This window comes from Pantoea sp. BJFS-204 (assembly GCF_049310725.1).
Classification (GTDB): domain Bacteria; phylum Pseudomonadota; class Gammaproteobacteria; order Enterobacterales; family Enterobacteriaceae; genus Pantoea; species Pantoea agglomerans.
This window is the reverse complement of record NZ_JBMOWE010000005.1, coordinates 319,562-342,955: the sequence shown is the minus strand read 5'-3', so window position 1 is coordinate 342,955 and position 23,394 is coordinate 319,562. Positions and strand designations below refer to the sequence as shown.

23 protein-coding genes and 3 tRNA genes are annotated in these 23,394 nt (G+C 55.8%); 15 read left to right on the top strand and 11 right to left on the bottom strand.

Annotation, left to right across the window (positions count from 1 at the left end):
• Positions 1-224 precede the first annotated feature (224 nt).
• Genes yjjG through ACO6VX_RS16270 form a run of 3 tightly spaced genes read right to left on the bottom strand, consistent with a single transcriptional unit; the run spans position 225 to position 1,746 of the window.
• Positions 225-905, bottom strand: a complete 681-nt coding sequence (gene yjjG, locus ACO6VX_RS16280; protein WP_022625368.1) for a pyrimidine 5'-nucleotidase — start codon at positions 903-905, stop codon at positions 225-227.
• Between the two features lie 18 nt (positions 906-923).
• Positions 924-1,364 (bottom strand): ribosomal protein S18-alanine N-acetyltransferase, encoded by a 441-nt coding sequence (rimI, locus tag ACO6VX_RS16275; RefSeq protein WP_010253603.1) that lies wholly within the window; start codon positions 1,362-1,364, stop codon positions 924-926.
• Complete coding sequence (locus tag ACO6VX_RS16270) at positions 1,336-1,746, bottom strand: DNA polymerase III subunit psi (protein WP_022625367.1); 411 nt, start codon at positions 1,744-1,746, stop codon at positions 1,336-1,338. The genes rimI and ACO6VX_RS16270 overlap by 29 nt, the downstream gene beginning before the upstream one ends.
• A 106-nt stretch (positions 1,747-1,852) precedes the next feature.
• Here ACO6VX_RS16270 and rsmC point away from each other — a divergent pair, with 106 nt between their 5' ends.
• From rsmC to ACO6VX_RS16250, 4 genes are all read left to right on the top strand, one after another.
• Complete coding sequence (rsmC, locus tag ACO6VX_RS16265) at positions 1,853-2,884, top strand: 16S rRNA (guanine(1207)-N(2))-methyltransferase RsmC (RefSeq protein WP_010253598.1); 1,032 nt, start codon at positions 1,853-1,855, stop codon at positions 2,882-2,884.
• A gap of 151 nt (positions 2,885-3,035) precedes the next feature.
• A tRNA-Leu gene (locus ACO6VX_RS16260) sits at positions 3,036-3,122 on the top strand.
• 30 nt (positions 3,123-3,152) lie between these two features.
• Positions 3,153-3,239 (top strand) — tRNA-Leu (locus tag ACO6VX_RS16255).
• A 28-nt stretch (positions 3,240-3,267) separates the two neighbouring features.
• Positions 3,268-3,354: transfer RNA gene (locus ACO6VX_RS16250), tRNA-Leu, on the top strand.
• Between the two features lie 161 nt (positions 3,355-3,515).
• Here the strand turns inward: ACO6VX_RS16250 and ACO6VX_RS16245 are convergent.
• On the bottom strand, positions 3,516-3,800 hold the full coding sequence (locus ACO6VX_RS16245; RefSeq protein WP_010251467.1) for a DUF1435 domain-containing protein: 285 nt from the start codon (positions 3,798-3,800) through the stop codon (positions 3,516-3,518).
• A 231-nt stretch (positions 3,801-4,031) separates the two neighbouring features.
• Between ACO6VX_RS16245 and ACO6VX_RS16240 the strand changes: the two genes are divergently transcribed.
• The 3 genes from ACO6VX_RS16240 to ACO6VX_RS16230 all read left to right on the top strand — a co-directional run bounded on the left by ACO6VX_RS16240 (position 4,032) and on the right by ACO6VX_RS16230 (position 6,676).
• Complete coding sequence (locus tag ACO6VX_RS16240) at positions 4,032-5,129, top strand: GGDEF domain-containing protein (RefSeq protein WP_022625366.1); 1,098 nt, start codon at positions 4,032-4,034, stop codon at positions 5,127-5,129.
• Positions 5,130-5,322: 193 nt separating this feature from the next.
• Positions 5,323-6,117 (top strand): siderophore-iron reductase FhuF, encoded by a 795-nt coding sequence (fhuF, locus tag ACO6VX_RS16235; protein ID WP_010251473.1) that lies wholly within the window; start codon positions 5,323-5,325, stop codon positions 6,115-6,117.
• A 94-nt stretch (positions 6,118-6,211) separates the two neighbouring features.
• Entirely contained in the window at positions 6,212-6,676 is a 465-nt protein-coding gene (locus ACO6VX_RS16230) for a YbaK/EbsC family protein (RefSeq protein ID WP_010671716.1), read from the top strand.
• Between the two features lie 155 nt (positions 6,677-6,831).
• Here the strand turns inward: ACO6VX_RS16230 and ACO6VX_RS16225 are convergent, their stop codons facing one another.
• The 3 genes from ACO6VX_RS16225 to ACO6VX_RS16215 form a co-directional block, all read right to left on the bottom strand.
• Positions 6,832-7,818, bottom strand: coding sequence for a nucleoside hydrolase (locus ACO6VX_RS16225; RefSeq protein WP_187507784.1), 987 nt, complete (start codon positions 7,816-7,818; stop codon positions 6,832-6,834).
• A gap of 11 nt (positions 7,819-7,829) precedes the next feature.
• Positions 7,830-8,852 carry a LacI family DNA-binding transcriptional regulator gene (locus ACO6VX_RS16220; protein ID WP_029519642.1) on the bottom strand — a complete coding sequence of 341 codons (1,023 nt, stop codon included), beginning with the start codon at positions 8,850-8,852 and terminating at the stop codon, positions 7,830-7,832.
• Positions 8,853-8,938: 86 nt separating this feature from the next.
• Positions 8,939-10,327, bottom strand: coding sequence for an MFS transporter (locus ACO6VX_RS16215; protein ID WP_010251485.1), 1,389 nt, complete (start codon positions 10,325-10,327; stop codon positions 8,939-8,941).
• A gap of 580 nt (positions 10,328-10,907) precedes the next feature.
• Between ACO6VX_RS16215 and ACO6VX_RS16210 the strand changes: the two genes are divergently transcribed.
• Positions 10,908-11,462, top strand: coding sequence for a histidine phosphatase family protein (locus ACO6VX_RS16210; protein ID WP_157353444.1), 555 nt, complete (start codon positions 10,908-10,910; stop codon positions 11,460-11,462).
• On the opposite strand, the gene ACO6VX_RS16205 is transcribed toward ACO6VX_RS16210, so the two are convergent.
• Positions 11,444-12,409: a WD40 repeat domain-containing protein gene (locus ACO6VX_RS16205; protein ID WP_422458220.1), complete on the bottom strand. Its 966-nt coding sequence runs from the start codon at positions 12,407-12,409 to the stop codon at positions 11,444-11,446. The genes ACO6VX_RS16210 and ACO6VX_RS16205 overlap by 19 nt on opposite strands.
• Before the next feature lie 504 nt (positions 12,410-12,913).
• Between ACO6VX_RS16205 and ACO6VX_RS16200 the strand changes: the two genes are divergently transcribed.
• A complete protein-coding gene (locus ACO6VX_RS16200; protein ID WP_033769592.1) occupies positions 12,914-13,927 on the top strand; it encodes a glycosyltransferase family 32 protein in 1,014 nt (337 codons plus the stop codon).
• On the opposite strand, the gene ACO6VX_RS16195 is transcribed toward ACO6VX_RS16200, so the two are convergent.
• The gene (locus ACO6VX_RS16195) at positions 13,904-14,821 is read right to left on the bottom strand and encodes a LysR family transcriptional regulator (protein ID WP_159226662.1); all 918 of its coding nucleotides are present in this window, start codon (positions 14,819-14,821) and stop codon (positions 13,904-13,906) included. The two genes, ACO6VX_RS16200 and ACO6VX_RS16195, sit on opposite strands and share 24 nt — an antisense overlap.
• A 102-nt stretch (positions 14,822-14,923) precedes the next feature.
• Here ACO6VX_RS16195 and ACO6VX_RS16190 point away from each other — a divergent pair, with 102 nt between their 5' ends.
• From ACO6VX_RS16190 to ACO6VX_RS16180, 3 genes are all read left to right on the top strand, one after another.
• Entirely contained in the window at positions 14,924-15,313 is a 390-nt protein-coding gene (locus ACO6VX_RS16190) for a tautomerase family protein (protein ID WP_422458219.1), read from the top strand.
• Positions 15,314-15,534: 221 nt separating this feature from the next.
• On the top strand, positions 15,535-17,826 hold the full coding sequence (gene opgB / locus ACO6VX_RS16185; protein ID WP_033770928.1) for a phosphatidylglycerol--membrane-oligosaccharide glycerophosphotransferase: 2,292 nt from the start codon (positions 15,535-15,537) through the stop codon (positions 17,824-17,826).
• Between the two features lie 218 nt (positions 17,827-18,044).
• On the top strand, positions 18,045-18,800 hold the full coding sequence (locus tag ACO6VX_RS16180; RefSeq protein WP_422458218.1) for a tropomyosin: 756 nt from the start codon (positions 18,045-18,047) through the stop codon (positions 18,798-18,800).
• Between the two features lie 16 nt (positions 18,801-18,816).
• Here ACO6VX_RS16180 and ACO6VX_RS16175 read toward each other — a convergent pair whose 3' ends face one another.
• Both ACO6VX_RS16175 and ACO6VX_RS16170 read right to left on the bottom strand, forming a co-directional pair.
• Positions 18,817-19,530, bottom strand: coding sequence for a GNAT family N-acetyltransferase (locus tag ACO6VX_RS16175; RefSeq protein WP_422458217.1), 714 nt, complete (start codon positions 19,528-19,530; stop codon positions 18,817-18,819).
• A gap of 149 nt (positions 19,531-19,679) precedes the next feature.
• Positions 19,680-20,765 carry a LacI family DNA-binding transcriptional regulator gene (locus ACO6VX_RS16170; protein WP_061703604.1) on the bottom strand — a complete coding sequence of 362 codons (1,086 nt, stop codon included), beginning with the start codon at positions 20,763-20,765 and terminating at the stop codon, positions 19,680-19,682.
• Positions 20,766-20,958: 193 nt separating this feature from the next.
• Between ACO6VX_RS16170 and ACO6VX_RS16165 the strand changes: the two genes are divergently transcribed.
• The 3 genes from ACO6VX_RS16165 to ACO6VX_RS16155 all read left to right on the top strand — a co-directional run bounded on the left by ACO6VX_RS16165 (position 20,959) and on the right by ACO6VX_RS16155 (position 23,393).
• Positions 20,959-21,771, top strand: a complete 813-nt coding sequence (locus ACO6VX_RS16165; RefSeq protein ID WP_022625355.1) for an ABC transporter substrate-binding protein — start codon at positions 20,959-20,961, stop codon at positions 21,769-21,771.
• 61 nt (positions 21,772-21,832) lie between these two features.
• Entirely contained in the window at positions 21,833-22,639 is an 807-nt protein-coding gene (locus ACO6VX_RS16160) for an amino acid ABC transporter permease (protein WP_250327726.1), read from the top strand.
• Positions 22,632-23,393: an amino acid ABC transporter ATP-binding protein gene (locus ACO6VX_RS16155; RefSeq protein WP_346461063.1), complete on the top strand. Its 762-nt coding sequence runs from the start codon at positions 22,632-22,634 to the stop codon at positions 23,391-23,393. The genes ACO6VX_RS16160 and ACO6VX_RS16155 overlap by 8 nt, the downstream gene beginning before the upstream one ends.
• Position 23,394: the final 1 nt, after the last annotated feature.

The window sequence follows — 23,394 nt, the reverse complement described above, 5'->3', positions numbered from 1 at the left end:
GGAGAGCCCGCAGGACGCGGGCGAAAGGCGGGGCGGCACAGGATGTGCCATCCCCGGCGGTCCGTCAGGCAGAGGAATGAAGTGAAGGAACCGCGCAGCGGCGCGAGGACCGCCAGCCCCTGCCCGGCACCAGACTGCGTTATCACCTGTCGCTTAACTGACTGACATTACCGCTGTGCGGGCCTTTTTTATGGGAAAGATGCTGATTTGCGAGGCGTCTTCCGTCAGCTGATGAGCAGCGCTTCCAGCTCGCCCAGCGATTTGACCTGCCAGGTCGGCTTAATATGTTCCGGCAATGGCCGGGTGCCATGATCGAGCCAGCAGGTTTTAATACCGGCATTCATGCCGCCCAGAATGTCTGACTCTGGCGTATCACCCACCATCAGCACCCGCTCACGATCCGGGTTGCCCATCAGATTCAGTGCGTAATCAAAAATCTCTGGCGCCGGTTTTGGCTGGCCGACCTGCTCGGAGATTACCAGCGCCGAGAAGTAATCGCGGAAACCGGTGCGCTCCAGACGCGTCTGCTGCAGCGCAGTAAAACCGTTGGTGATGATGCCCATTTTCACCCGGCCATGCAGCTGGTTCATCAGGCTGACCGCGCCCGGCAGCGGCGTGCAGATCTCTCCCATTGCGCTGAGGAAGCCGCTGTTGAGGATCTCCGGCGCAACGCTGAGCTTTTCGCTCCAGTGGTTGAAACGCTGAGTCTGCAGCTGTAACGCGGAGATAGCACCGTTCTGATAATCGACCCACAGCGGCTTGTTTATCGCCTGATAATCGCTGTAATCCTGGTCGGTGAACTGCACGTCATAACCGGCGAACAGGCGCTGCAAACCGGCATAGGCGTCGAAATGAAAAAGGGTATCGTCGGCATCAAACAGGATGCAATCCCAGTTATCAATCATTAAAGCTCCTTAACACCGCTACGGCGTCAGTGCCATGAGAATGGCATCTTCACGGCCGCTGGCGGTGGGATAATAGTTGGGGCGACGACTGACCTGATTGAATCCAAGCTGCTCATAGAGCGCGATGGCGGGCAGGTTCGAGGCCCGCACTTCCAGCCACAGCGTCAGCACGTCGCGTTTGATCAACTCATCGATCAAATGCTGCAACAGCTGGCGGCCCAATCCCCGGCGCTGAAAAGCGGGATCGACCGCGATGTTAAACAGCGAGGCTTCGTCCAGTACCACCTGCGTAATCGCAAAGGCGGCCATTTTGCCGTCAACGTCGAGACGTAAATTGATAAAGCGCTCGCCCTGATTGCTGGCAAACGTCTTTTCACTCCAGGGAAACGCGTGACTACGACACTCAATGGCGAAGGCCTGCGCCAGATCGTCAGGGGTGAGTAAAGAGATGGCTGTCATGGTTACACATCTGTTGCCAGAGCGCGCGTTTGGCGACGCCGCTGCTGATCAGTTCATTAAAAGAGGCGCTGGTTAATGCCACGCCATTGAAAGTCTGTTCGCTCTCTACGCCGAGCAGCCAGCCCGCGCAGTTTAGCGTCTCCGGCAGCATTTGCAGCTGATCCGGTGTCACGGTCATTACCTGAGCGGGTTGCAGATTGAGGGCATGCAGCACATCGCGCATCAGCGGTTCATGTAAACCGGGGGGCGCGTCAGCGACAATAATTAACTGCGTGTCCGGTGCCAGCGTGACGGCAATTTCGCCCTGAAGCACGCGCGGGCGGCGCAGTTGGTACTGCGTAATTCCCATTTGCTGTAAAAGCCAGTCGCGCCTGGACGTCATGGTGTTACCTGTTCTGCTGCCTGAATGCGACGCTATGCTAGCAAACCCATCGAACATGCGCCAACAAACCACTATAATCCCCGCTCAGATCTTACAGGAGCCCTACATGTCTGCTTTTACCCCGGCCAGCGAAGTCATTCTGCGCCACAGTGATGAATTTACCGCCCGCCATGTTTTATTTGCTGGCGATCTGCAGGATGACCTGCCCGCTCAGCTGGAAACCGCCTCATCGCGCGTTCACACCCAGCAATATCATCACTGGCAAAACCTGAGCCGCCGTATGGGCGAGCAGGCGCGTTACGGAATGGTTGCGCAGGCCGAAGATGTGCAGGGCTGCGATACCCTGGTCTACTTCTGGACCAAGAATAAGCCGGAAGTGCAGTTCCAGCTGCAGAACCTGCTGTCGCTGCTGCCGGTGGGCTGCGACGTGTTCGTGGTCGGTGAAAACCGCAGCGGCGTGCGCAGCGCCGAAGGCATGATGGAGTCATGGGTGAAGCTGGAGAAGATCGACAGCGCGCGTCGCTGTGGTCTCTACCACGGTCGCCTCGACAAACAGCCTGAATTCGATGCCAGCACTTTTGGTCACCAGTATCAGCTCGATGGTCTGACGATTCATACCCTGCCTGGCGTCTTCAGCCGTGACGGTCTGGATAGCGGCAGCGCCCTGCTGCTGTCGACCTTTACCCCACACACCAAAGGTAAAGTGCTGGATATGGGCTGTGGCGCGGGCGTGATTGCCGCCTCGCTGCCTGCCCGTTCGCCTAAAGTGCGTCTGTGGCTGTGTGACGTGCATGCAGCGGCGATTGAAGCAAGTAAAGCGACGCTGGCCGCCAATGGCATCGAGGGCGAAGTCTTCGCCAGCAATGTCTTCTCTGACGTGACCGGTCGTTTCGACATGATTATCTCTAATCCGCCCTTCCATGAAGGCACTCAGACCAGCCTCGACGCCGCACAGGCGCTGATTCGTGGTGCGGTGAAGCACCTGAATACCGGCGGCGAGCTGCGTATCGTTGCTAACACCTTCCTGCCCTATCCGCAGGCGCTGGATGAAGCCTTCGGCAGTCACGAAGTCATCGCACAAACCGGGCGCTTTAAAGTTTACCGTGCCGTCTATGGTCGCGGTGCCAAAACGCGCTAAGGGTTTTTCCTGCCGTTAACTGCTTTGCCGGGCTGAAAACGTTGTTTTTTACAGCGATCGTTTCAGCCCGACGAAATAGTTGTTGACGCAAAGAGTAAAATCTCTAGAATGCGCCTCCGTGGTTGTAACATTCTCAAGGTGTTACGGGTATGCGAAGGTGGCGGAATTGGTAGACGCGCTAGCTTCAGGTGTTAGTGTCCTAACGGACGTGAGGGTTCAAGTCCCTCTCTTCGCACCAAAATCACAAGTTTCATATCGCGAGCACTGCGCGAAGGTGGCGGAATTGGTAGACGCGCTAGCTTCAGGTGTTAGTGTCTTAACGGACGTGAGGGTTCAAGTCCCTCTCTTCGCACCATTGCGGTGATATGAACAGACAACTCGATGCGAAGGTGGCGGAATTGGTAGACGCGCTAGCTTCAGGTGTTAGTGTCTTAACGGACGTGAGGGTTCAAGTCCCTCTCTTCGCACCAACGTTGTCATCTTCAGGCCTTTCCCGCTCATCTCTTCTGTTCCCCTGTAGTTTCGTTTTACCCCCTGCTCGTTTTACCTTTTCCAGTTGTTCTGTTTTTCGGTCGCTTTACCTTTTCCAGCCGCTTCACGCCGTTCGCTGGTTTTAACCATTCCGCTTATGTTAATTCAGATGAAAATTCACAGAGACAGCCGCCAGTCCGCCCGCTAACGCCAGACAGGATGGCAACAGCAGATAGTGACGCAGCCGCTGGTTAAACAGCATCACGACAGTCAGCAGCAGCGCAACCGTCATCACCATCCGCCACTGGCTGAAGCTCGGTTCCCATAAGGCGAACAGCGGCAGCGCAATGCACGGCAGCAACACGCCCCACGCACTATCCAGCTTTTTACCCAGTGCCCAACTGACTCCCCACAGGCCGCAGGCCGCGATAATCGCTATCCCCATGACACCAACCTCAAATGATAAGCATTCCCATTATCATATGACAGTTTTGCCTGCTCTGCAGCCTGTTTTTGTCACGCCCGGCAACGAAGATGACAGACCAGTTGGAAAATGCTAGATTGCGGCCGATAACACCTTTAATAACAGCAACAGCAATAATTTGCTCATTGTCTGGCAGAACCTGGTTTTGCCGGCGTGCGCTTTGGTATTTCAGGGTCGTCACGAGTACTTATAATGAAATTACAATCTTATGAAGAACTGAAACAGAGTAAATACCGGCTTTCAGTGATGCTTTTTCTGTTTCTGAATATCGCCGTTTCGCTATTTCATCTGCTGCCAATAATGAGCAGTGAGCAAAGTGAGACGACCCTGCCGGTAATGAGTGTCGCGGCCTTTAGCGTCATCATGTTAATTTCTCTTTTAATATGGCCTAAAGTAAAACTTCCCCTGTTAAATCCTGTGGCGCTGCTGCTGGGAATGCTCTGGGCCTGGCATATTAATTATCGCTTTCATCAGGTGTTCTATTTTGATGGTGGCTTTCTTATTATCAGTTTGATTAGCGTGTTATTTATCAGTGCCATCGCCCTGAGCGACTATCTGGGGGCTTTTTGTCTGCATGTCACGCCACCGGTGCTCACCGTTTTATTGCTCGACAATGCACAGCACCTGCCACTGATCCTGCTGACCATTACGCTGCCACTGATTGGTTTTTCACTACAGCATCTGATGCGCCGCCGTGCCGACAACTTTACTCTGCGCCTGATGCATCAGCTCTACGAAGAGAAAGAGACATTCAGCGACCTCAGCATGCTCGACCCGCTGACCGGGCTTTATAACCGTCGTGGTCTTAAGAACCGGCTGGATAATATTCTGGAAAACCATGCTGGCAGCCACTACGTGCTGCTGCTGGATATCGATCACTTTAAGTCTTATAACGACAATTACGGGCATGCGATGGGCGATCAGGCGCTGGCGCGGGTCTCTGTCGCAATTCGTGATGCGGTGCGTTCACGCGATGTTGTCACCCGCTATGGCGGCGAAGAGTTTCTGGTATTGATGACCAATGTGAACAGTTCCATCGCCATGAAACTGGCAGAGCGAATCCGTCAGTACGTGCTGGATTTAGAAATTCCTCATCTTTTCAATGAAACCGTTTCAACCCACGTCACCATCAGTGCCGGCATCGCGCCTATTTATGATAATGAATTTGACCTGGCGGTCGCCAATGCTGACAGCGCATTATATGTGGCTAAAAATCAGGGCCGGAATACCATTCTCGCCTGGGAAGATTTACCCCGAAAACAGCATCACGCCGCCAGTGAACATGCATAATTAAACGTAACGCTATCGGTAATCACTGAGGCTTTGACTCGATAAGCCCGGCTCTCTGCTGCTCTGTCCGATCGGATAACTGACCTCAAACCCGCCGTTTTCCCACCCGCAACGACGATTTTTTACACGACTTGTAGAGTTAATCAATAACGATTATCATTTGCTTTCTTATCTACACTTTTCGCGAGTCGTCATGGCAACCGTTTCAGCTCAGGAACAGCGTTTTAACGCTCAGTCGATGATCTTCCGGCAGAATGACCGTCCACTGGCGGAAAGTCTGCATGAGCGGCTGCAACAACAGCGCAGCTATCTGCTTGAATCGACGAAGCTCAGCCAGCCTGCTCCGCGCGACACGCTGACCCTCGCCGCCTGGTCACAATCAGAAGCCTTTACCCCAATTATTCAGCGCTACAGCGATTATCTCTATCGCGATCATCCTGATGCGGTTCGTGAAGCGAAACCGGTGCTGTCACTCTGGGCGCAATGGTATTTTGGTCTGCTGCTGCCCACACTGATCATGGCGCTGTTGCAGGAGTCGCGTGCGCTGGACTGCTCGCCAGAGCATATCCGCGTCGGTTTTCATGAGAATGGTCATCCGGCCACTTTCTGGATCGATGTGCAGGAGGATGAAGAAGCGCGCTATCTTAACCCTCAGCAGCGTATCGATCGGCTGATTCAGCAGCATCTGATCCCGGTGGTCAATGGTATTACGCAGCATGGTGATATCAACGCCCGACTCATCTGGAACAATATGGGCTACTCATTTCAGTGGTTCCTGGGTGAGCTGAAAAGCCAGATCGATGAGTCGCTGGTGCTGCAACTGGAGCAGGCGCTGTTCTTCAACCAGCGGCTGCTGGATGGCAGCGAAAACCCGCTCTACCGCACCATGATCCCGCGCAACGGCGAACTGGTCCGTCGCAGCTGCTGCCAGCGTTATCGCATTCCCGATGTCGAACAATGCGGCAACTGCACCCTGAGCGGCAGCTAAACAGACTTAATTACGCTGAATTCTCCGTTTATCTCGTTTACAGGCACTGAGGCTTGTGGCAATTTTTACGCCTTCGATCAGCCTGGAGAGAAAGATGAGCCTGGAGTCCGTGCGCCAGTTCTTCGCCGAACACGCCCCTGAAATTGAAATTATTGAACTGGCCGAAAGTACTGCGACGGTCGGGATGGCTGCCCGCGCCCATGGCGTGACGCCAGGAGAGATTGCCAAAACCCTGTCACTGAAAGTGAAAAACGACGTGGTGCTGATTGTGACACGAGGCGATGCCCGGCTGGATAATCGCAAGCTGAAAGCGGCGCTGGGGGCGAAAGCGCGAATGCTGAGCGTGGACGAGGTGATTAACTGGACCGGCCATCCGGTGGGCGGCGTCTGTCCTTTCGGTCTTGAGAATCCGCTGACCGTTTACTGTGATGTCTCACTACGCAGTTTCGAGGAAGTCCTGCCCGCCGCCGGCGCTATCCACAGCGCCGTCCGCATTACCCCACAGCTGATGGCTGAACTGACTAACGCCCGCTGGGTCGATGTGTGCGAAGCAATGTAATGCCGGGTATCAGCTCACACAAGCCCTGCACCTTCTGCCCGCGTCCTGATGCTGCTGATAAACTGACGGATACCGTCAGCGTTTGATGGCAACAGCGATCTTCAGGAAACCGATCCACCGCCGCCAGCACGCGGGCGAGTTAATCGCCCACGATATCAGGATGTCAGGCGCATAAATGCCTGTTCAATAATCGACAACAGCAGCGTGTTATCGACACGATGCAGCACATGTACCGATGCGCCGCACTGCTCAGGCACGCCGACAGTGAGCCGAAGGGGCTGACGATAACGCCAGCTTTTGCCGCGCGTCGCACCGGGACGCAGTTCGATATCCACCCGGTAATCGATGCCTGAAGCGACCCGCTGATTCAGCAACCAGGCGACCACCAGCGCATCGTGGATCCAGCATCCCGCCAGCTGCCGGGTCGCCATCGAATAGTCGATCCACGGACGCAGCGTATCGCGCACAAATTCGGTCAGTGGATGATCGACGGCGGTCAGGCGGGTCAAATCCTGCTGGGTCAGCAGCGTCTGCGTGGTGACATCCATCGGAACCAACGTTACTGCTGCACCACTGTGCAGCACCTGATGGGCCGCTTCCGGATCCAGGCCAAAATTGGTGTCTTTGATATAATCATCCAGCGTAAACACGCCGCCCATGATGACAATTTCCGCCACAGCGTCGGCCATGGCGGGATAGCGCTGCATTGCCAGCGCCACATTCGTCAGCGGGCCAATCGCCACCAGGGTAATCTCGCCCGGATTGTCGCAAATCAGTTTGCCGATAGCGTCAGCAGCATCAAACGCATCCGCAGCAACATCCGCTGGCTGGCGCACGCCCTGCCACATCTTACCCAGCGCAAGCTGATTGACCCGGTTATCCAGCGTCTCGCGCCACGGCGCAGGATCTTCCTGTAGCGCCTGCGTAGCACCCTGGATTACCGGGATAGATAATCCCAGCCGGACGATCAGATCTTTGGCGACGCGCGCGCCAACTTCACATGGCGTGTTACCGGCCACGGTGGTGATCAATTCCAGCGACAGTGCAGGTGAAGCTAAGGCCAGCGCAATCGCCAGCCCATCATCGGTGTTGGCACCCGCGATACCGTTGCCGGGATCGCAGTCAATAATAATTCTTTTCATATTTTTATAGGCTAACTCTGGCTTTGCGGCTCACAGCCGCAGGATTCACCGATTTCAAGGTAGTGTGGAAACTCCTTTAATTGCGCTTCGCTCTGTCCCTCTTTCAGCATATGAATCGCAGAGCGAGCCATCTCACGCAGTGGCTGGCGCACGGTCGTTAATGTCGGGACGTGAAACGACGAGTGATTGGTACCGTTAAAACAGACCAGCGCCACATCCTGCGGCACACGAATCTGATGTTCGGAAAAGGCGCGAAGCGCGCCAATCGCCTGACCTTCGTTGCTGGTAAACAGTGCACGAGGCACACGACCCCGGGCGATCATGGTTTGTGCCGCAGCGTATCCGCCCTGCGGGGTGTAGCTGGCGGGAAACATCAGCGATTCATCAATCGGCAGCCCGCGATCCTGCATGGCATCACGCCAGCCCTGAATACGATCCTGCGCGTTAAGCATATCCACCGGGCCGCTGATTATGCCGACCTGCTGATAACCATGACTCAACAGATGTGCCGTCACCTGCCAGGCGGCCTGACGCTCATTGACCCGCAGCATGTTAACGCCCGGCTGAGGCTCAACCCGCTCCAGCATGACCAGTGGCGTACCGCTGGCTTTAATCAGGTCAATGTAAGGATGGCGATCGACGCTGTTGTAAAAGAGTCCATCGACCTGCCGATTCAGCAGTCCCTGAATTAACTCCAGTTCGCGCTTCCGGTCATCACCTGCATCACCCAGCAGCATAACGTGGCCGTGATTCATCGACTCCTGCAACAACACGTGCGCCATTGAGGCCACAAAAGGATTGCCGATGTTGGGCACCACCAATCCGAAGGTTTTGGTGTTACCGGATGCCAGTGCGCGTGCTGCCGCATTTGGCCGGTAACCGGTGGCTTTAATCGCCTCCAGTACCCGCTGACGGGTCGCCTCGGCAACCGGGCGAGGCCCGTTATTGATGACATAACTGACAACTGCCACTGAGGTGCCTGCCGCTTTCGCAACTTCACTTCGGGTCACTTTTCCCGTTAACGACTTAGGCACATCACGTTCCTCCATAAAAAAACAGGCCGCTTTACACGGCCTGCTGCTTTTCGCGCTATCCTGGCAGATGGCATCCTCAGGCAAAGCTAGATGGCATCTTCAGGCAGATTGAGATCCCGCCCTCGCGTTTCAGGCGCGACAAAGGTGGTAAAGAACCCAATTGCGGCCATCGCCGAGAAATAAACCGCAATCGGCCACCAGTGACCGGTATAAGAAAGCATAGCAGCGGCAATAAGTGGTGCGGTTCCGCCGGACAAAATGGAACCCAGTTCTTTAGCCACTGCCATTTTGGTGTAGCGATGATGAACGCCGAACATCTCCACGCCCCATGCCGCCTGCACACCAAAAATACCCAGCGACGCCAGCGCCATACCGACCACGATAACCGGGATCACCAGCATCGGTTCACGCGTGTCGAGCAGCGTAAAGGCGGGCCAGGCGTAGAACATCAGTAACAGACAGAACACGCGATAAACCACCCGGCGACCAAAGCGGTCAGAGAGCCAGCCCGCTAAAGGAATGATCAGGAAACCCAGCAACGACGCGAGGAACACCGCAGTGGTTGGTACGGACTTGTCGACCATCAGCACCTTCGCGACGTAACCGACGATGAAGCCCTGCGCCAGATAGGAGGGGCCATTTTCGCCGATACGCAGGCCAACCATGGTCCAGAAGGCACGGGTACGCTGGAAGAAAGGCCGCTGATCCACCACCGGAGCGGCCAGTACGCCTGCGCGTTCCGCTTCCATCTCCGCTTTTCTGCGCTCAAACACCGGCGTTTCGCGCAGATGACGTCGAATCCACAAGGCAACCAGCGCAATCAGTGCACTGCTGAGGAACGGAATACGCCAGCCCCACTCCAGCAGGCTCTGCTGATCCATTTGTACCACCAGCAACCAGACCAGCGAAGCCAGCAGTGTGCCGCTGTTAGAACCCAGCGCGATCACGGATGAGATCAGTCCGCGACGCTCTGTGGGCGCATATTCGCCCAGCATCACCGTGCCGCCCGATAACTCCGCGCCAGCGCCGAAACCCTGCGTAAAGCGCAGCAGAACCAGACAGGCAGGAGCCCAGACGCCAATAGAGGCATAGCTCGGGATTAAGCCGATCAACGTCGTGGAAGCGCCCATCAGAATGATGGTGGAGATCATCACCACCTTTCGGCCTTTGCGGTCACCGAGCCAGCCGAAAAAGAGTGCGCCGATAGGCCGGGCAACAAAGCCGACTGACCAGGTAGCAAAGCTGGAGAGCAGTGCCATGGCAGGGGTTGATTCCGGAAAGAAGACGTCGCCGAAGATAATACCGGCCGCCAGACCATAGAGCGCGAAATCCGCGTACTCCATTGCCGTTCCGAGCCAGCATGAGAAAGTGGCGCGCCAGAAATCTTTGCGGCCTGAAGGGGTGTTAAACCGCTCATCGGCGGCTGAAGTGGATGACAGTGATGCCTGCTGATTAACGGAGTTGTGTGCCGTCATAACCCTATCCCTGAATGAGTATGCAGATCGATAAACGCCCGTCCATGGGTCGATTCCCTGATAAAAGCGGAAATTCCCCGGTGACGACGTTCAGTTGACTAACCATGATGAAAGGTTAAAGGATTCCCTGGTGTTGGAATCTTGTTCTTCGCCCCATTTCGCCGGTGTATTTTTCACCGGTCGCTTAAACTGAGCGAATGTAACTTAACAATCGATGGGCCTACTGTGCATCGGGCACCGTGAGCAATCACTGGGGACCTAGTGTATCTACGCGCGTAGATAAATCAATAGATCCTGATGAAAATTATTAGTAAAACTTCACTATCACATCCCGTCATCACGCATTTTTAGCGCAAATTCAGCCAGTTACCCGCAACACATTGCCTGAAAAAAATCACCATCGACTATAAATTACCATTTTCTCTTATGATTAAGCGTTATAAGACTGACTAAAATCCTTTCATCGGGCTCTGTTGTCGCACACGCCTGTGACCATGAGATGACACGTGTATTTATTCTGAAAAATCGCTGTAAGCGCAGACAATACGTTACCCTGACAAAAAGGGCGGACAGAGATGCTATGAAAATTATCCTGATGCGACACGGTAAACCTGACCACCAGGCTGCGGGTCGCCAGAGCGTGCAGGCACTGGCAGACTGGTGCGAAGCCTACGATCTGTCACAGGTTAGTGACGGACCGCCGCCGCGCAGCATTGAGATTGCACGTCAGGCCGCGGTGATTGTCTGTAGTCCCCTGCCTCGCGCACAATCCTCCCTGAGCCAGCTCGGTCTGCAGCCCCATGAGGTTGATGCCGTGTTCAGCGAAGTCGCCGTGCCACTGCTGCGAACCGGCGCGGTGCAGTTGCCTACCCTGTGCTGGCTGGCCCTGTTGCGGCTATTGTGGTTCTGCGGGTATGCGGGTGAAGCGGAGTCGCTGCAACATGCGCGCAGCCGCGCCTCCGCGGCGGCAGAGAAGCTGATCGATCACTCACGGCATGGTACGGTGCTGCTGCTGGGTCACGGCATCATGAACAAGATGATTGCGCGCGAATTACGTAAACGCGGCTGGCAGGCGGAGAAGCACGCCAGCAGCCGCCACTGGAGTTCCGCGATCTATCATCGTCCGTTTATCTGACCGATCGGAAAATAACCCAGCACCTCACAGCCCGTTCCGACACGCGGCGTGGCAATCACTTTACGCTGCGCCAGATCGATGACGCTCAGCGTGCCATCATCCTGATTGGCAATCAGCAGCTGTTGCCTGTCTGGCGTAAAACAGCCATCCATCGGCATGTTACCTACCCGGATGTCGCCCAGCGGATTCAGCAGATCGTCAAACAGCGTCACCAGCGGTTCCTGATCCCCTATCGCCACCAGCTGCTCGCCATCGGCGCTGAAGCGTACCACCTGACAGGGCCGCTCATGACCCGGCAGCGTCAGGCGCTGGCGAATGCGGTGGCTTTGCCGATCGATCACATAGAGCAACGGTGCATCAGCGGCGCTGGCGACCAGATAGGGGTGCTTCGGAGAGGCAGCGATGCCCGCAATCGGACCGGGCAGCAGGATGGTGTCGATGACCCGCCCCTCTGTTTCACAGAGATCCACCACGGTGATGGTCGCATCCTCTTCGTTATCGGTGAACAGCTTGCGGCCGCTGGGTGACAGCGTCAGGCGATGCGCGTTGTGAGAAGGAACTGGAATGATTTTTTCCACTTTGTCGCTCTGCGGATCGATCACCGCCACTGCGGCACTCTGCTCACAGCAGAGATAGACTTTGCCATCGCGGCCCAGCTGCCCGCTGTGGGGTGCCCGCAGCGGCGACAGATCGATAAAGCCACTGATCTCCCGACGCTGTAAATCGATAATCGCCACTTTGTGACCCGGATGCGGGTTATTACCATGAACGCCGTCGCCAAAAATGGGTACATAGGCTTTACCCCAGGGGGCCAGCATCAGGAGTTCATGCGGCCGCGGTGGAAAAGCGTTCAGTTCCCGCTCGACCGCGAAGGTTTCCGGATTAAGAAACAGGACGCGATTACCCTGCTTATCAACCGCCAGTAACCCGTAAGATTCACTCTGCATGCGCGCTCCTTTCTCAGTAAGTTCTTCTTAAGCGTAGACAATCCTCTTCAGGCTGTCTGATTCCGCGGATTGATGAGCCGGGCTTACACCACCAGTTAAGTACAATAGCCACTGTTCCTGTGGCCCGGGCCGCAGGATAACGCGCAGGTTAAGAATAATATTCAGATATTCCTTAACTGCGTTTATTCCCGCATTTAAATAAATGATTAACAGTGACGACATTATTATTTTCATAACGTGACCGGATTATTTCCGTATTATCCTAAAGTCAAAAAAAGACATAGCTAATGTGTAAATAATGTTTTATTAAAAAGGTGCAGTGCAATTAAACAGCCGTGAGGAAACTATCGCGCGCTCCAGCACTGCGTCGCCACCAGGGAAAACTATTCATTAATTCCCGCACTCATCGGGATTGCAGTCAGTATGTAATTCCGGCCGTTCCCGCCGCTGGCGGAACGGGCAGAGCCTGCACTATGACGGGAAAATAAAAATAACAGGTGTACCATGACTTCACATCGCCAACGTCCAGCGCATAAAATCTGGCGTAACTGGAAAAGAATATCGTTCAGTAGCCAGATGTTATGGAATAGAAAACAGCAGAAACTCTGTCGGGCACCGGAATATGATCCGGGTCAGGAAGATAATGTCGTATTGATCGCGCAGCAGAAAGATCTGCCGGAGATTCCAAAAATCGTCTGGATGGTCTGGCATAACGATCACCTGCCTGCCTCAATGGCGCTGAATATCAGTAAAATCCGGCGGGACAACCCCGACCACCAGGTTTATCTGATTACGCAGCGCACCCTGTCGCAGTGGCTGCCCGATCTCAACTTTATCTCTTCCGATCTGACGCTGGCACATAAAAGTGAAATCATCCGGCTTGAGCTGATTCACCGTTATGGCGGCATCGGCATTGATTGCAGCACATTGCTGTTTGAGAATCTCGCCTGGGTGCATCGCGTTCACGAAGCGCGGTCAATGGATCTCATTGGTTACTATAACGAGCAATCGACGCTGAATCTGCTTGCGCCGGTCACCGAGAGCTGGTTTCTTGCTGCCGCCCCGCAAAATCCGTTTATCCGCGAATGGCTGAAACAGCTGGCACCGGTTAAAAACGTCGGTATCCGCAACTATTTCCATGAGCTGAAGAAGCGTGATGATTTTCCGCTGATTGTGCAGAATATGGAGAATCCGTCTCGTCAGCTCCTGTCGCTGGCGCAGCAGGTTGCGATGCGGGAATACCGGCGGGCGAATCTCTATCTGCGTAAAAGTGAAGCCAGCGCCTGGTTCTATCAGCGCCTGCATGCCGACAGCAGCAGCGCCTTTGCGCAGTCTGTGATGTTTCAGCAGCGGCCACAGACGCCGCCACCCATTATAAAATTAACCGGCAACGAGCGGCTGCATCTCGACTTCAATCTGCGGCTTGGTTTATATAACCGCAGCAGCCTGATTGGCGAGATGATGCACACCACGCCACCTGCGCTGGCATTGCCTTCAACGGTCAAAGCGCGCGCGTAGCCAGTGTGTAAACGTGGTGACCGCGCGGGGCACCTGCGCCGCCCAGGGTCGTACGATCCACAGGCGGGCGGCAAAGGCCTCAACCGGCTGCCACGCAGGCAACACCTGCTGCAATGACCCTGCTGCCAGCGCCTCCCGGGCGCTGAAATCGGGCAGCATAGCGATCCCTAACCCCTGCAGGGCCGCATCGCGTATCGACTCGCTGTTGTTAGTGGCAAAGCTGCCCTGAATCCGTATCTGGACCTGTTCGCTATCCGCGGAGGTGGTAAATCGCCAGCGCGGTGATTCGACGCCGCGTGGATAGTAAAGGCAGTTATGCTGCGCCAGATCCTGCGGCGTATGAGGTATCCCCTGTTCATTGAGATAGGCGGGTGATGCCACCAGCAATGTCCGCGTGTCACACAGCGGCAGTGCCACGTGGGTTTCCGGCAGGGTGTCGCTGTGTCGAATGGCCAGATCAAATCCCTCACTGCTCAGCGACACAATGCGGTCAGTCACATCCAGCTGCAGACGCACCTGCGGATAATCACGCAGAAACTCACCGATAATCGGCACCAGTTGCTGACGGGCAAACGCCACCGGTGCGGTAATGCGCACCAGGCCACGCACCGGCCCGGCGGTGTCCCGCACGCTGAAAAAACTCTGTTCGATGCGGGCAAAAGGCTCGCGTAGCTCCTCCACCAGCTTCTCACCGGCAGAGGTCAGCCGCACGCTGCGCGTAGTGCGTTGTACCAGCAACACACCGGCCATCTCCTCAAGCTCTTTGATTTTCTGACTCATCGCCGCCTTGCTGACGTCGAGCCGCTCTGCCGCGCGGGTAAAACTGCCCTGCTCTGCCAGTACGGTCAGCCAGTGCAGATGATCCCACAGCGTATCCGTTTTCATCTCTTTCATCGGGATTGTTCACTATAGTGAATAATCATTTCAGGCTACGCGCTTTTTCCCGCCGGATAAAGGGGTCACCATAGGGTTCTTAATCACCGGGAGGAATCCGCTATGCCACTGCTGCAATTTGATGTTATCCAGGGTCGTTCAGAATCAGAGCTTCGTACACTGCTGGATGCGGCACACCGCGCCGTGCTCACGGCCTTTAAGGTGCCGGAACGCGATCGCTACCAGATTGTTCAGGAAAATAATCGCTATCAGATGGTGTTTCAGGATACCGGACTGGGATTCAGCCGGAGCGATAATCTGGTGATGGTGCGGGTCTATACCAGCCCACGCAGCAGTGAACAGAAACAGCTGTTCATGGCCGAGCTGGCGCGTGAGCTGCGTGAGCATTGTGGTGTGCAGGGCAACGATTTAATGATCAGCTTTATCACCAATGACAAAGGTGACTGGAGTTTTGCCGACGGCGAAGCACAATATCTCACCGGCAAACTCTGAAAATCGCCCTGACTTCTGCTCTGCTGACGGTGCGCGCCAGCCACCGTCACGCCTGATAACCTCACTTCTGAAATGACAATAAACCAATCTGCTCTTCACCGCACAAATCGGGCCGGATATGTTGCAGCCGGATTACAGCCAATATAGATTGTCGAAAAACCATCCCCCGAAGGTGGCCGGTTGCGTGAAGCCTCGCGTAGCCCTGAAGAGAGGATTTGCCGTTGTCCGAATTGGTGTCCGTCGCGTTGTTTCTGGCCGCTATTGCAATCTATTCCTGTAAAGCCGGGCGTAACAAATTCTGGTTTATTGTCGTTCTTATTCTGCTGGTGCTTTTCGTTGTGCTGAACGCCACCCTCTATGCCAGCAACTATTTTACCGGTGACGGCATCAACGATGCGGTGCTCTATACCCTGACCAACAGTCTGACCGGCGCGGGTGTCAGTAAATATGTGGTGCCGGCGATTGGGCTGATCATCGTGCTGTTTCTGCTGTTCTGCCTGCTGTCGTGGATTCTGCGGCGGCGTAAGCGTCCGCATCACATGGGCTGGTCGCTGCTGGCCGCCGCCTGTGCACTCGGCTCGGTGCAGACTACCCCGGCCTTTCGCCAGGTCGCGACCCTGATTGTGTCGCATACCCAACTGGCAGATTCTGACTTCGACAACTTCTATAAAGTGCCGCGTAATCGCATTGAACAGCCGCACCTCAACGTGGTTTACATCTATGGTGAAAGCTTAGAGCGCACCTATTTTGACCCTATCGCCTTTCCCGGCTTAGCGCCGGAGCTGAGCCGGCAGAAAGAGCAGAGCATCGACTTCAGCGAAACCGAACAGCTGCCAGGTACCGATTACACCATTGCGGGCATGGTCGCCTCACAGTGTGGCATTCCGCTGTTTGCCCCATTTGATGGCAATGCGTCAGCATCGCTCTCCAGCTTCTATCCTCAGAACGTCTGTCTGGGCGACATCCTGAAAAACTCCGGCTACCAGAACTGGTTTATTCAGGGTGCCGATCTGCGTTTCGCCGGGAAAGATGTCTTCCTGAAATCACACGGTTTTGATCCCGCTAACCTTTATGGTTCGCAGGAGCTGAAAAGCCGCGTCGCCGATCCCACCTACCGTAATAACTGGGGTTATTACGACGATACGGTAATGGATGAGGTGTTTGAGAAGTATCAGGAACTCTCTCAGGCCGGTAAACCTTTTGCGCTGTTTACGCTGACCGTCGACACCCATCATCCTGACGGATTTATCTCACGCAGCTGCGATCGCAGGAGCTACAGCATTGAGGGCAAACCGAATCAGTCATTCAGTGCGGTCGCCTGCTCGCAGGAGCATGTGGCACGCCTGATTGCGCGCATTAAAGCGTCGCCGTGGTTCAAAAACACCGTGATTGTGGTGAGCTCGGATCATCTGGCGATGAACAACACTGCGCATCCGTGGCTGGTCAAACAGCCCCGTCGCAATCTTTTCATGGTGATCCGTGGTGACAAGCCGCAGGCGGAATTGATGGAGGCGAAGCGCAGCACGCTGGATAACGGCGCCACGCTGCTCGATATTCTCGGCGGCGATAACGCGATTGGCCTGGGCCGCAGCAGCCTCTCATCGCTTTCACTCTCCACCCAGTTCGACGATATGAAGAGTAAGGTGGCGAGCTGGAAGCCCGACATTATCCAGCTGTGGAACTTCCCGAAGAAGATAGACAACTTCACGGTGGATCAGGCGAAGAATATCTTCAGCTTCTCGGGGACCACCTTCAAATTGCCGATTCTGTTCCGCATCAGTGATAAGCATGTCGAGCCGATGCCGGAGGGGGAATATTCGGCACCGTTGCGCTATCAGCTGGCGGATTTCGCCTCAGCCGATAAATTCCTCTGGGTGGATCGCTGTTTTAAGATGGCGCGACTCTGGCAGCCTTCGCTGGCACTTTCCGGCGATCTCTGTGTGGCGATGGGACAGCTCGGTGGCACGCCGTCGGTGACGCATGTCGACAAACCGCAGTGGAAAGGCAAAGTCCGTTTCCCGGAGGGCGCTATCAGCGATGCGCGTTACCAGCAGAACCTCGCGCAGATCCGTATTGAAGATAACAACATTCGCTACAGCGCCGATAGCTTCAGGCTTGACGTGCCTGGCGCACCGGAGAGTGTTAAAAGCTTCAGCGGCATCTCACGGCCAGAGAGCTGGGGACGCTGGTCTAACGCTAATCTCGCGCCCGAGGTTCATATCGACTATATCGATGCGCTGCCCGCGAAGTTCGATCTGGTGATCACCGCGCGTGCGTATGGCCCCAATGCGCACCGGGCGATTCCGGTTCGGGTGGGCGATCAGCAGCAACTGCTGTCACTGAGTGAAGAGATATCGACACATACCCTGCATTTTGATAACCCAGGCGCCAGCCATCGTCTGGTGATTGCACCACCTGAACCGCAGCTGAGTAACACCGGCAATATCACCGGTCAGGATCCGCGCAAACTGGGCATCGGCATGGTTGAAATTAAAATCGTGCCACAGCCCTGACGCCCGCTTTTCTCTTTCCGACTCTGCGGATTTCCGCAGAGTCGCCTCATCCTGCCATCAGCTAAATGTTGCGAGACAGCCCGCACTCTGTTGCACGTTACTTGTTGTACTAATTGATATTTTTCGGCGAGGCGCGCAAAATACAACCGGCTTAGTGGCGATACGTCTTTTGCCTGTCATGATGCCGTTATCGCTGAAGTGCACAGGGAGGTGTCGTGATGACAAGCACAATGATGAGTACCCACAAAGCCTTTAAAGCGCTGCAACAGGCAGGGATCGACGATCAGCAAGCGGAGGCGATGGTGGAGGTGTTTACTGATATGCAGCAGAGGCAGCCAGGCGGACAGGTTGGAAAGCAACTCGGTCAGATTCAGACCAAAGCCAACCATATAGACATTCGGCTCGGCCAGCTTCAGGCAAAAGCCGACCAGACAGACGATCGGGTCAGTCAGCTCAGGACCAACGTCGACGAAACAAACGATCGGGTCAGCCACCTTACGACCAAAGTCGAGCAGATGGATGATCGACTCGGCAAACTTACATTGAAAGTCGACCAGACAGACAGCCGGGTCAGCCAGCTTTCAATAAAAGTTGATCAAATAGACAACCGGCTCGGCCAGCTTACAATAAAAGTTGATCAGATAGACATTCGGCTCGGCCAGCTTACAACCAAAGTCGATCAGATAGATGGGCAGCTTGGTCAGCTCACAACAAAAGTACATCAGATAGACGAGCGGCTTGGCCATGTTGAAAGAAAAACAGACAAACTGGCCATCCGTTTTAATCAGTTAGAAGCCAAGGTGGATAAGCTGGATGTCGCTCTCAGTGAAATGAATTTCCGATTAACTTCGGCTGTGGACAGCCTCAGAAATGACGTTGTTACCCTGACCACCGATATGCGCTGGATCAAACGATTATCAATTCTCATGACCACCACCCTGCTGGCGGCGGTCCTGAAAGATATTTTAATGTGATCCCGTTATCACCCGGTCAGGGTCTGTCGCGCAGCGCCTCCAGCTTTTCGCGCTGCTGACCGTCGGCGGTAAAGTTCTCCTCCGCCAGCCAGCGCTTCAGGCCCTTTTTCACCTGCGGCCATTCGCTATCGATAAGCGAGAACCAGCTGGTGTCACGTGAACGCCCTTTGTAGACGATCGCCTGACGGAAATCGCCTTCATAACGAAAACCGAGACGTGCCGCCGCCTTACGGGAAGGGGCGTTACAGCTATCACATTTCCATTCATAACGGCGATAACCCAGCGTCTCAAAGGCGTAACGCATCAACAGCAAATGCGCCTCCGTTGCCATGCGGGTCTGCTTCAGCCGGGCCGAAAACATGACATGCCCGACTTCCATCACGCCATGTTCAGGCTGGATGCGCATTAACGACAGGCTACCCACCGCCTGCTCAGTGGCGAGATCGATCACGGCAAAATGCAGCGGATCGCGACTAATTTCAAGCTGTGCGGCATACGCCTGCCATGCCGGACGTTCGGTAAAGGGACCGGCAGGCAGGTAAGTCCAGTCACGCCCATCTTCAGCCAGCGCCCATGCCTCAAACAGTGCCTCAGCATGACGCGCCACACTGAACGGCTCCAGCCGACAAACTTCGCCAGTAAAAACCTGATGCTGGGGAAGAGGCCGGGGCTGCCAGTCTGGCATTGGCTCACCGACCGGCTGTCCGTACTGATTGGTATGTTGTGACATGTTGCCTCCTGGCTGCAGATTATCTCTGCAGATTGCCACGATCATAATTGATTAAAAAGGACCAAAACTGGCGAAAATGATAGACCCATTGCCTGCGAACGCATCAGCCAGGCGATATACCGGTTACCGGGCTGGCCGGGTTAACCCTATTATTTCCCACTGATGAGGCTGGCCGGTGCGGCAATGGACTGGCGAATCATCAGACGGGCATCAAAGCGCGGCATCGGTCCGACGGCTTCGCCGCGTATCTCTGCGATCAGGCGTCGTGCCGCTTCACGGCCCATCTCATACACCGGTTGCGCCACCACCGTCAGCGGTGGCGTGACAATCTCACTCCACGGAAAATTGTCATACATCACGAATGAGAGATCGGCAGGGATTCGCAGTCCGCGCTGCGTCACTTCGCGCAGCAGCCACATCGCCACCACGCTGTCAGAAGCCACCAGCGCAGTAGGCGGCTGCGGACGCTGCCACAGCTCGGCCACGATACGGGCAATCTCCGCTTCGTCCAGCGCATTCACTTTCACCATCGTCGGATCAAATTCCACGCCCGCGGCAGCAAATGCCTGCATCATGCCGCCCACGCGCTGGGCGACCGGCGTCAGGCCAAAATCGCCTGGTGTGCTGTAGTCGGTTGCCAGTGCCATGCTGGTGATATAAGCGATGTGGCGATGGCCCGCTTCCAGTAACTGCGAGGTTGCTTCTGCAGCCACTTCGGTAAATTCGCAACAGATCGCCTCCACATCAAGGTCAGTTACTGCGCGATCAAATAATTTCAGCGCTCTGCCCTCTTCCAGTACCTGAGTCAGGTGACTGTTGTGACGGTGTTCTGAACAGCAGGGCGCAACGATGATGCCGTCGACCCGCTTTTCCAGCATCACCCGCACCGCATCCTGCTCAGCCTGCAACTTCTCATCGCTGTTACTGAGCAGCAGATGGTAACCGGCAGTGCGCGCCACATCCGCCATGCCGCGCAGCGCAAGACCGAAATGGGGATTCTCAATGTCGCCGACAATCACACCAATGGTATTGGAACGTCCGGTGTTCATACTGCGGGCCAGGGCATTCAGACGGTAGCCCAGCGCGGAGGCCGCGCTGTTGACCCGCTCCTGCACCTCATCACTGACCGCCCCATAGCCACCCAGCGCACGCGCCGCCTGGGCTTTGGATACTTTTGCTGCGCGCGCCACATCCGCCACGGTGGGCGCTTTAGATTGTCGTTTCTGGCTGGTCATAATTATTTTGAATCACAGGTTGATGACAGGAATATTGACGCCGAAAAAAGGCTGTGCTTAAACTCATTGTAACCCCTTGAGACCGGTCTCACAACATCAGTGTCTTAAGGTGCCACCTGTGTTGAGACCGGTCTCAATAATAATCGCTGGCTCAACAGTCTCTGATGTTTAAACCTGCAAAAACGGATGAGCTATGAAATCGCAAACCACCCTGGGCAAACTGCTCGGCACCACGCTCGCACTCTGTTCACTGTCGTTCTGTACGCTGGCTGCCAGCGATAACAATCCCTATGGGCTGATCGAACCGGGTCAGCTACGCATCGCCAGCGTCGGCGACTCAAAACCTTACACCTTCACGGATGCCAGCGGTCAGTTCACCGGCTTTGACGTCGAATTCTTCAAAGATGTCGCCCATCGTATCGGGATCGATAAGGTCGATTTTATTGGACAGGACTTCTCGGCCATCATGCCGGCGGTGGCCAACGGTCAGTATGACGCGGCGGTGGCGGCTATCGGCATCACCCCTGCGCGTGAAAAGACGGTGGATTTTTCAACCGGCTATCTGGCGGGATTTCTCACCGTTCTGACCCGCCACGACAGCGGCGTGAAGAATGTCGCCAGCCTGGCAAAACACCGGCTCGGGGTGGTTCAGGGTACGCTGCAGGAGAGCTATGCCGTCGAACACTTCACCCAGACCGATCTCGTGCGCTTCCCGGATAACAACAGCGCAGTTTCTGCGCTCAACAACGGTACGCTCGACGCGATCTTCCTCGACTACGAGGCGGCAAAAAGCTACGCCGACCGCTTTAAGCTGGTCTCTGCCGCCGACATCCCCTCGTTTGATGCACCGGCCGGCATTGCCATTGCCAAAGGCAAACCCGCCTTCAAGGCCGCGCTGGACCGCGCCATTAAAGCAGCCATGCAGGATGGCACCTGGCAACGGCTCTATCAGAAGTGGTTCCCCGGATCGCCGATGCCAAAACAGTATCTGCCTGGCGGGCAGTAAAGATGCGGACGTTCGCGTCCTGAGTTAACCGGGGGATCCCCCACCCTGCATGGAGACGGCGATGGACTTGCTCACGATTCTTTCCCGCACCTTCTTTGATTTTCCATCAATGATGGAAGTACTGCCGCAGATGCTGACCACCGGGCTGGTCAACACGGTGATTATCTCGCTGGCGGCAACGCTGCTCGGCACGCTATTCGGCCTTCTGCTGGCGCTGATGGGCATCTCGCCCTCACGCTGGCTGCGTCTGCCTGCCCGGCTCTATACCGATCTGTTCCGCGGTCTGCCATCGATTCTGACCATTCTGCTGATTGGTCAGGGCCTGGCGCGCTTCAGCTATCAGCTGTTCGGTCCTACGCCCTATCCGCTGGGGATCTTCGCCCTCAGCCTGATCGCCAGCGCCTACATGGGCGAGATTTTCCGCGCCGGTATTCAGAGTGTTGAACGCGGCCAGATGGAAGCCTGCCGTGCGCTGGGGATGAGTTATGGCCGGGCAATGCGACTGGTGGTGATCCCGCAGGGGATCCGCCGCGTACTGCCCGCCATCGTTAACCAGTTCATCGCCATCATTAAAGATTCCTCGCTGGTTTACCTGCTGGGCCTGATGACACAACAACGGGAACTGTTTCGCGTGGGCCAGGACGCGGCGGTGCTCACCGGCAACCTCTCGCCCCTGATGCTGGCAGGGCTGTTCTATCTGATTATCACTGTGCCGCTGACGCACATGGTCAACTATGTCGATGTGCGTTATCGCACCGGCCGACGTCGCCTGACTGCCCCGCAAAGTGGCTTAAAAGAGGTGGATGAAGTCAGAGCGCCCGGCGGCGCACTGATCACTCATCCCCGGATCGGAGGCAACCATGAATAACCTGAACAGCACCACTGCCGCGAGCTGGCACGGTGCCAGCCTGGAGCTGCGCGATCTGACTCTGGCTTATGGCCCGATTAAGGTGTTGCGTAACGTCTCGCTGCGGGTCGCGCCCGGCAGCACCACCTGCATTATCGGGCCATCCGGTTCGGGTAAGTCGACGCTGCTGCGCGGCATCAACCGGCTGCATGAACCGCAATCGGGGGATGTACTTCTGGCTGATCGGTCAGTGTTGCGCGACAAGCCAGATGCGCTGCGGTTACGGATCGGCATGGTGTTTCAGCATTTCAATCTCTTCCCCGATCACAGCGCGCTGGAGAACGTGGCGCTGGCACCGTGGCGGGTTAAAGGCCTGCCCAAAGCGCAGGCGATGGCGATTGCGCGTCAGCGGCTGGAAGAAGTGGGTCTGGGTCAGCGCGCCGATCACCGGCCACGCGATCTCTCCGGCGGCCAGCAGCAGCGTGTCGCGATTGCCCGCGCGCTGGCGATGGATCCCGAGGTCATGCTGTTTGATGAGGCAACCTCAGCGCTCGATCCCGAACTGGTGAAAGGTGTCCTGACGCTGATGGCGGATCTCTGTCGTCGCGGCATGACGATGGTTGTGGTGACACATGAAATGGGCTTTGCGCGCAAAGTGGCGGATCAGGTGGTGTTTATGGACGAAGGCGAGATTGTTGAAGCCGGGCCGCCGGGCGCCATTTTTGATACGCCACAGTCGCCGCGACTGCAACGTTTTCTCTCTGAAGTGCTGTAAC

What these genes read in the sequence shown, in the direction of transcription:
- ACO6VX_RS16210 (WP_157353444.1), top strand. Translation starts at nt 10,908, where the DNA reads ATGAAAATTATCCTGATGCGACACGGTAAACCTGACCACCAGGCTGCG.
- yjjG (WP_022625368.1), bottom strand. Translation starts at nt 905, where the DNA reads ATGATTGATAACTGGGATTGCATCCTGTTTGATGCCGACGATACCCTT.
- ACO6VX_RS16225 (WP_187507784.1), bottom strand. Translation starts at nt 7,818, where the DNA reads ATGAAAAGAATTATTATTGACTGCGATCCCGGCAACGGTATCGCGGGT.
- ACO6VX_RS16215 (WP_010251485.1), bottom strand. Translation starts at nt 10,327, where the DNA reads ATGACGGCACACAACTCCGTTAATCAGCAGGCATCACTGTCATCCACT.
- ACO6VX_RS16165 (WP_022625355.1), top strand. Translation starts at nt 20,959, where the DNA reads ATGAAATCGCAAACCACCCTGGGCAAACTGCTCGGCACCACGCTCGCA.
- ACO6VX_RS16180 (WP_422458218.1), top strand. Translation starts at nt 18,045, where the DNA reads ATGACAAGCACAATGATGAGTACCCACAAAGCCTTTAAAGCGCTGCAA.
- ACO6VX_RS16270 (WP_022625367.1), bottom strand. Translation starts at nt 1,746, where the DNA reads ATGACGTCCAGGCGCGACTGGCTTTTACAGCAAATGGGAATTACGCAG.
- ACO6VX_RS16175 (WP_422458217.1), bottom strand. Translation starts at nt 19,530, where the DNA reads ATGTCACAACATACCAATCAGTACGGACAGCCGGTCGGTGAGCCAATG.
- ACO6VX_RS16245 (WP_010251467.1), bottom strand. Translation starts at nt 3,800, where the DNA reads ATGGGGATAGCGATTATCGCGGCCTGCGGCCTGTGGGGAGTCAGTTGG.
- ACO6VX_RS16205 (WP_422458220.1), bottom strand. Translation starts at nt 12,409, where the DNA reads ATGCAGAGTGAATCTTACGGGTTACTGGCGGTTGATAAGCAGGGTAAT.
- ACO6VX_RS16190 (WP_422458219.1), top strand. Translation starts at nt 14,924, where the DNA reads ATGCCACTGCTGCAATTTGATGTTATCCAGGGTCGTTCAGAATCAGAG.
- ACO6VX_RS16155 (WP_346461063.1), top strand. Translation starts at nt 22,632, where the DNA reads ATGAATAACCTGAACAGCACCACTGCCGCGAGCTGGCACGGTGCCAGC.
- ACO6VX_RS16200 (WP_033769592.1), top strand. Translation starts at nt 12,914, where the DNA reads ATGACTTCACATCGCCAACGTCCAGCGCATAAAATCTGGCGTAACTGG.
- rsmC (WP_010253598.1), top strand. Translation starts at nt 1,853, where the DNA reads ATGTCTGCTTTTACCCCGGCCAGCGAAGTCATTCTGCGCCACAGTGAT.
- ACO6VX_RS16170 (WP_061703604.1), bottom strand. Translation starts at nt 20,765, where the DNA reads ATGACCAGCCAGAAACGACAATCTAAAGCGCCCACCGTGGCGGATGTG.
- ACO6VX_RS16240 (WP_022625366.1), top strand. Translation starts at nt 4,032, where the DNA reads ATGAAATTACAATCTTATGAAGAACTGAAACAGAGTAAATACCGGCTT.
- ACO6VX_RS16230 (WP_010671716.1), top strand. Translation starts at nt 6,212, where the DNA reads ATGAGCCTGGAGTCCGTGCGCCAGTTCTTCGCCGAACACGCCCCTGAA.
- fhuF (WP_010251473.1), top strand. Translation starts at nt 5,323, where the DNA reads ATGGCAACCGTTTCAGCTCAGGAACAGCGTTTTAACGCTCAGTCGATG.
- rimI (WP_010253603.1), bottom strand. Translation starts at nt 1,364, where the DNA reads ATGACAGCCATCTCTTTACTCACCCCTGACGATCTGGCGCAGGCCTTC.
- ACO6VX_RS16195 (WP_159226662.1), bottom strand. Translation starts at nt 14,821, where the DNA reads ATGAAAGAGATGAAAACGGATACGCTGTGGGATCATCTGCACTGGCTG.
- ACO6VX_RS16160 (WP_250327726.1), top strand. Translation starts at nt 21,833, where the DNA reads ATGGACTTGCTCACGATTCTTTCCCGCACCTTCTTTGATTTTCCATCA.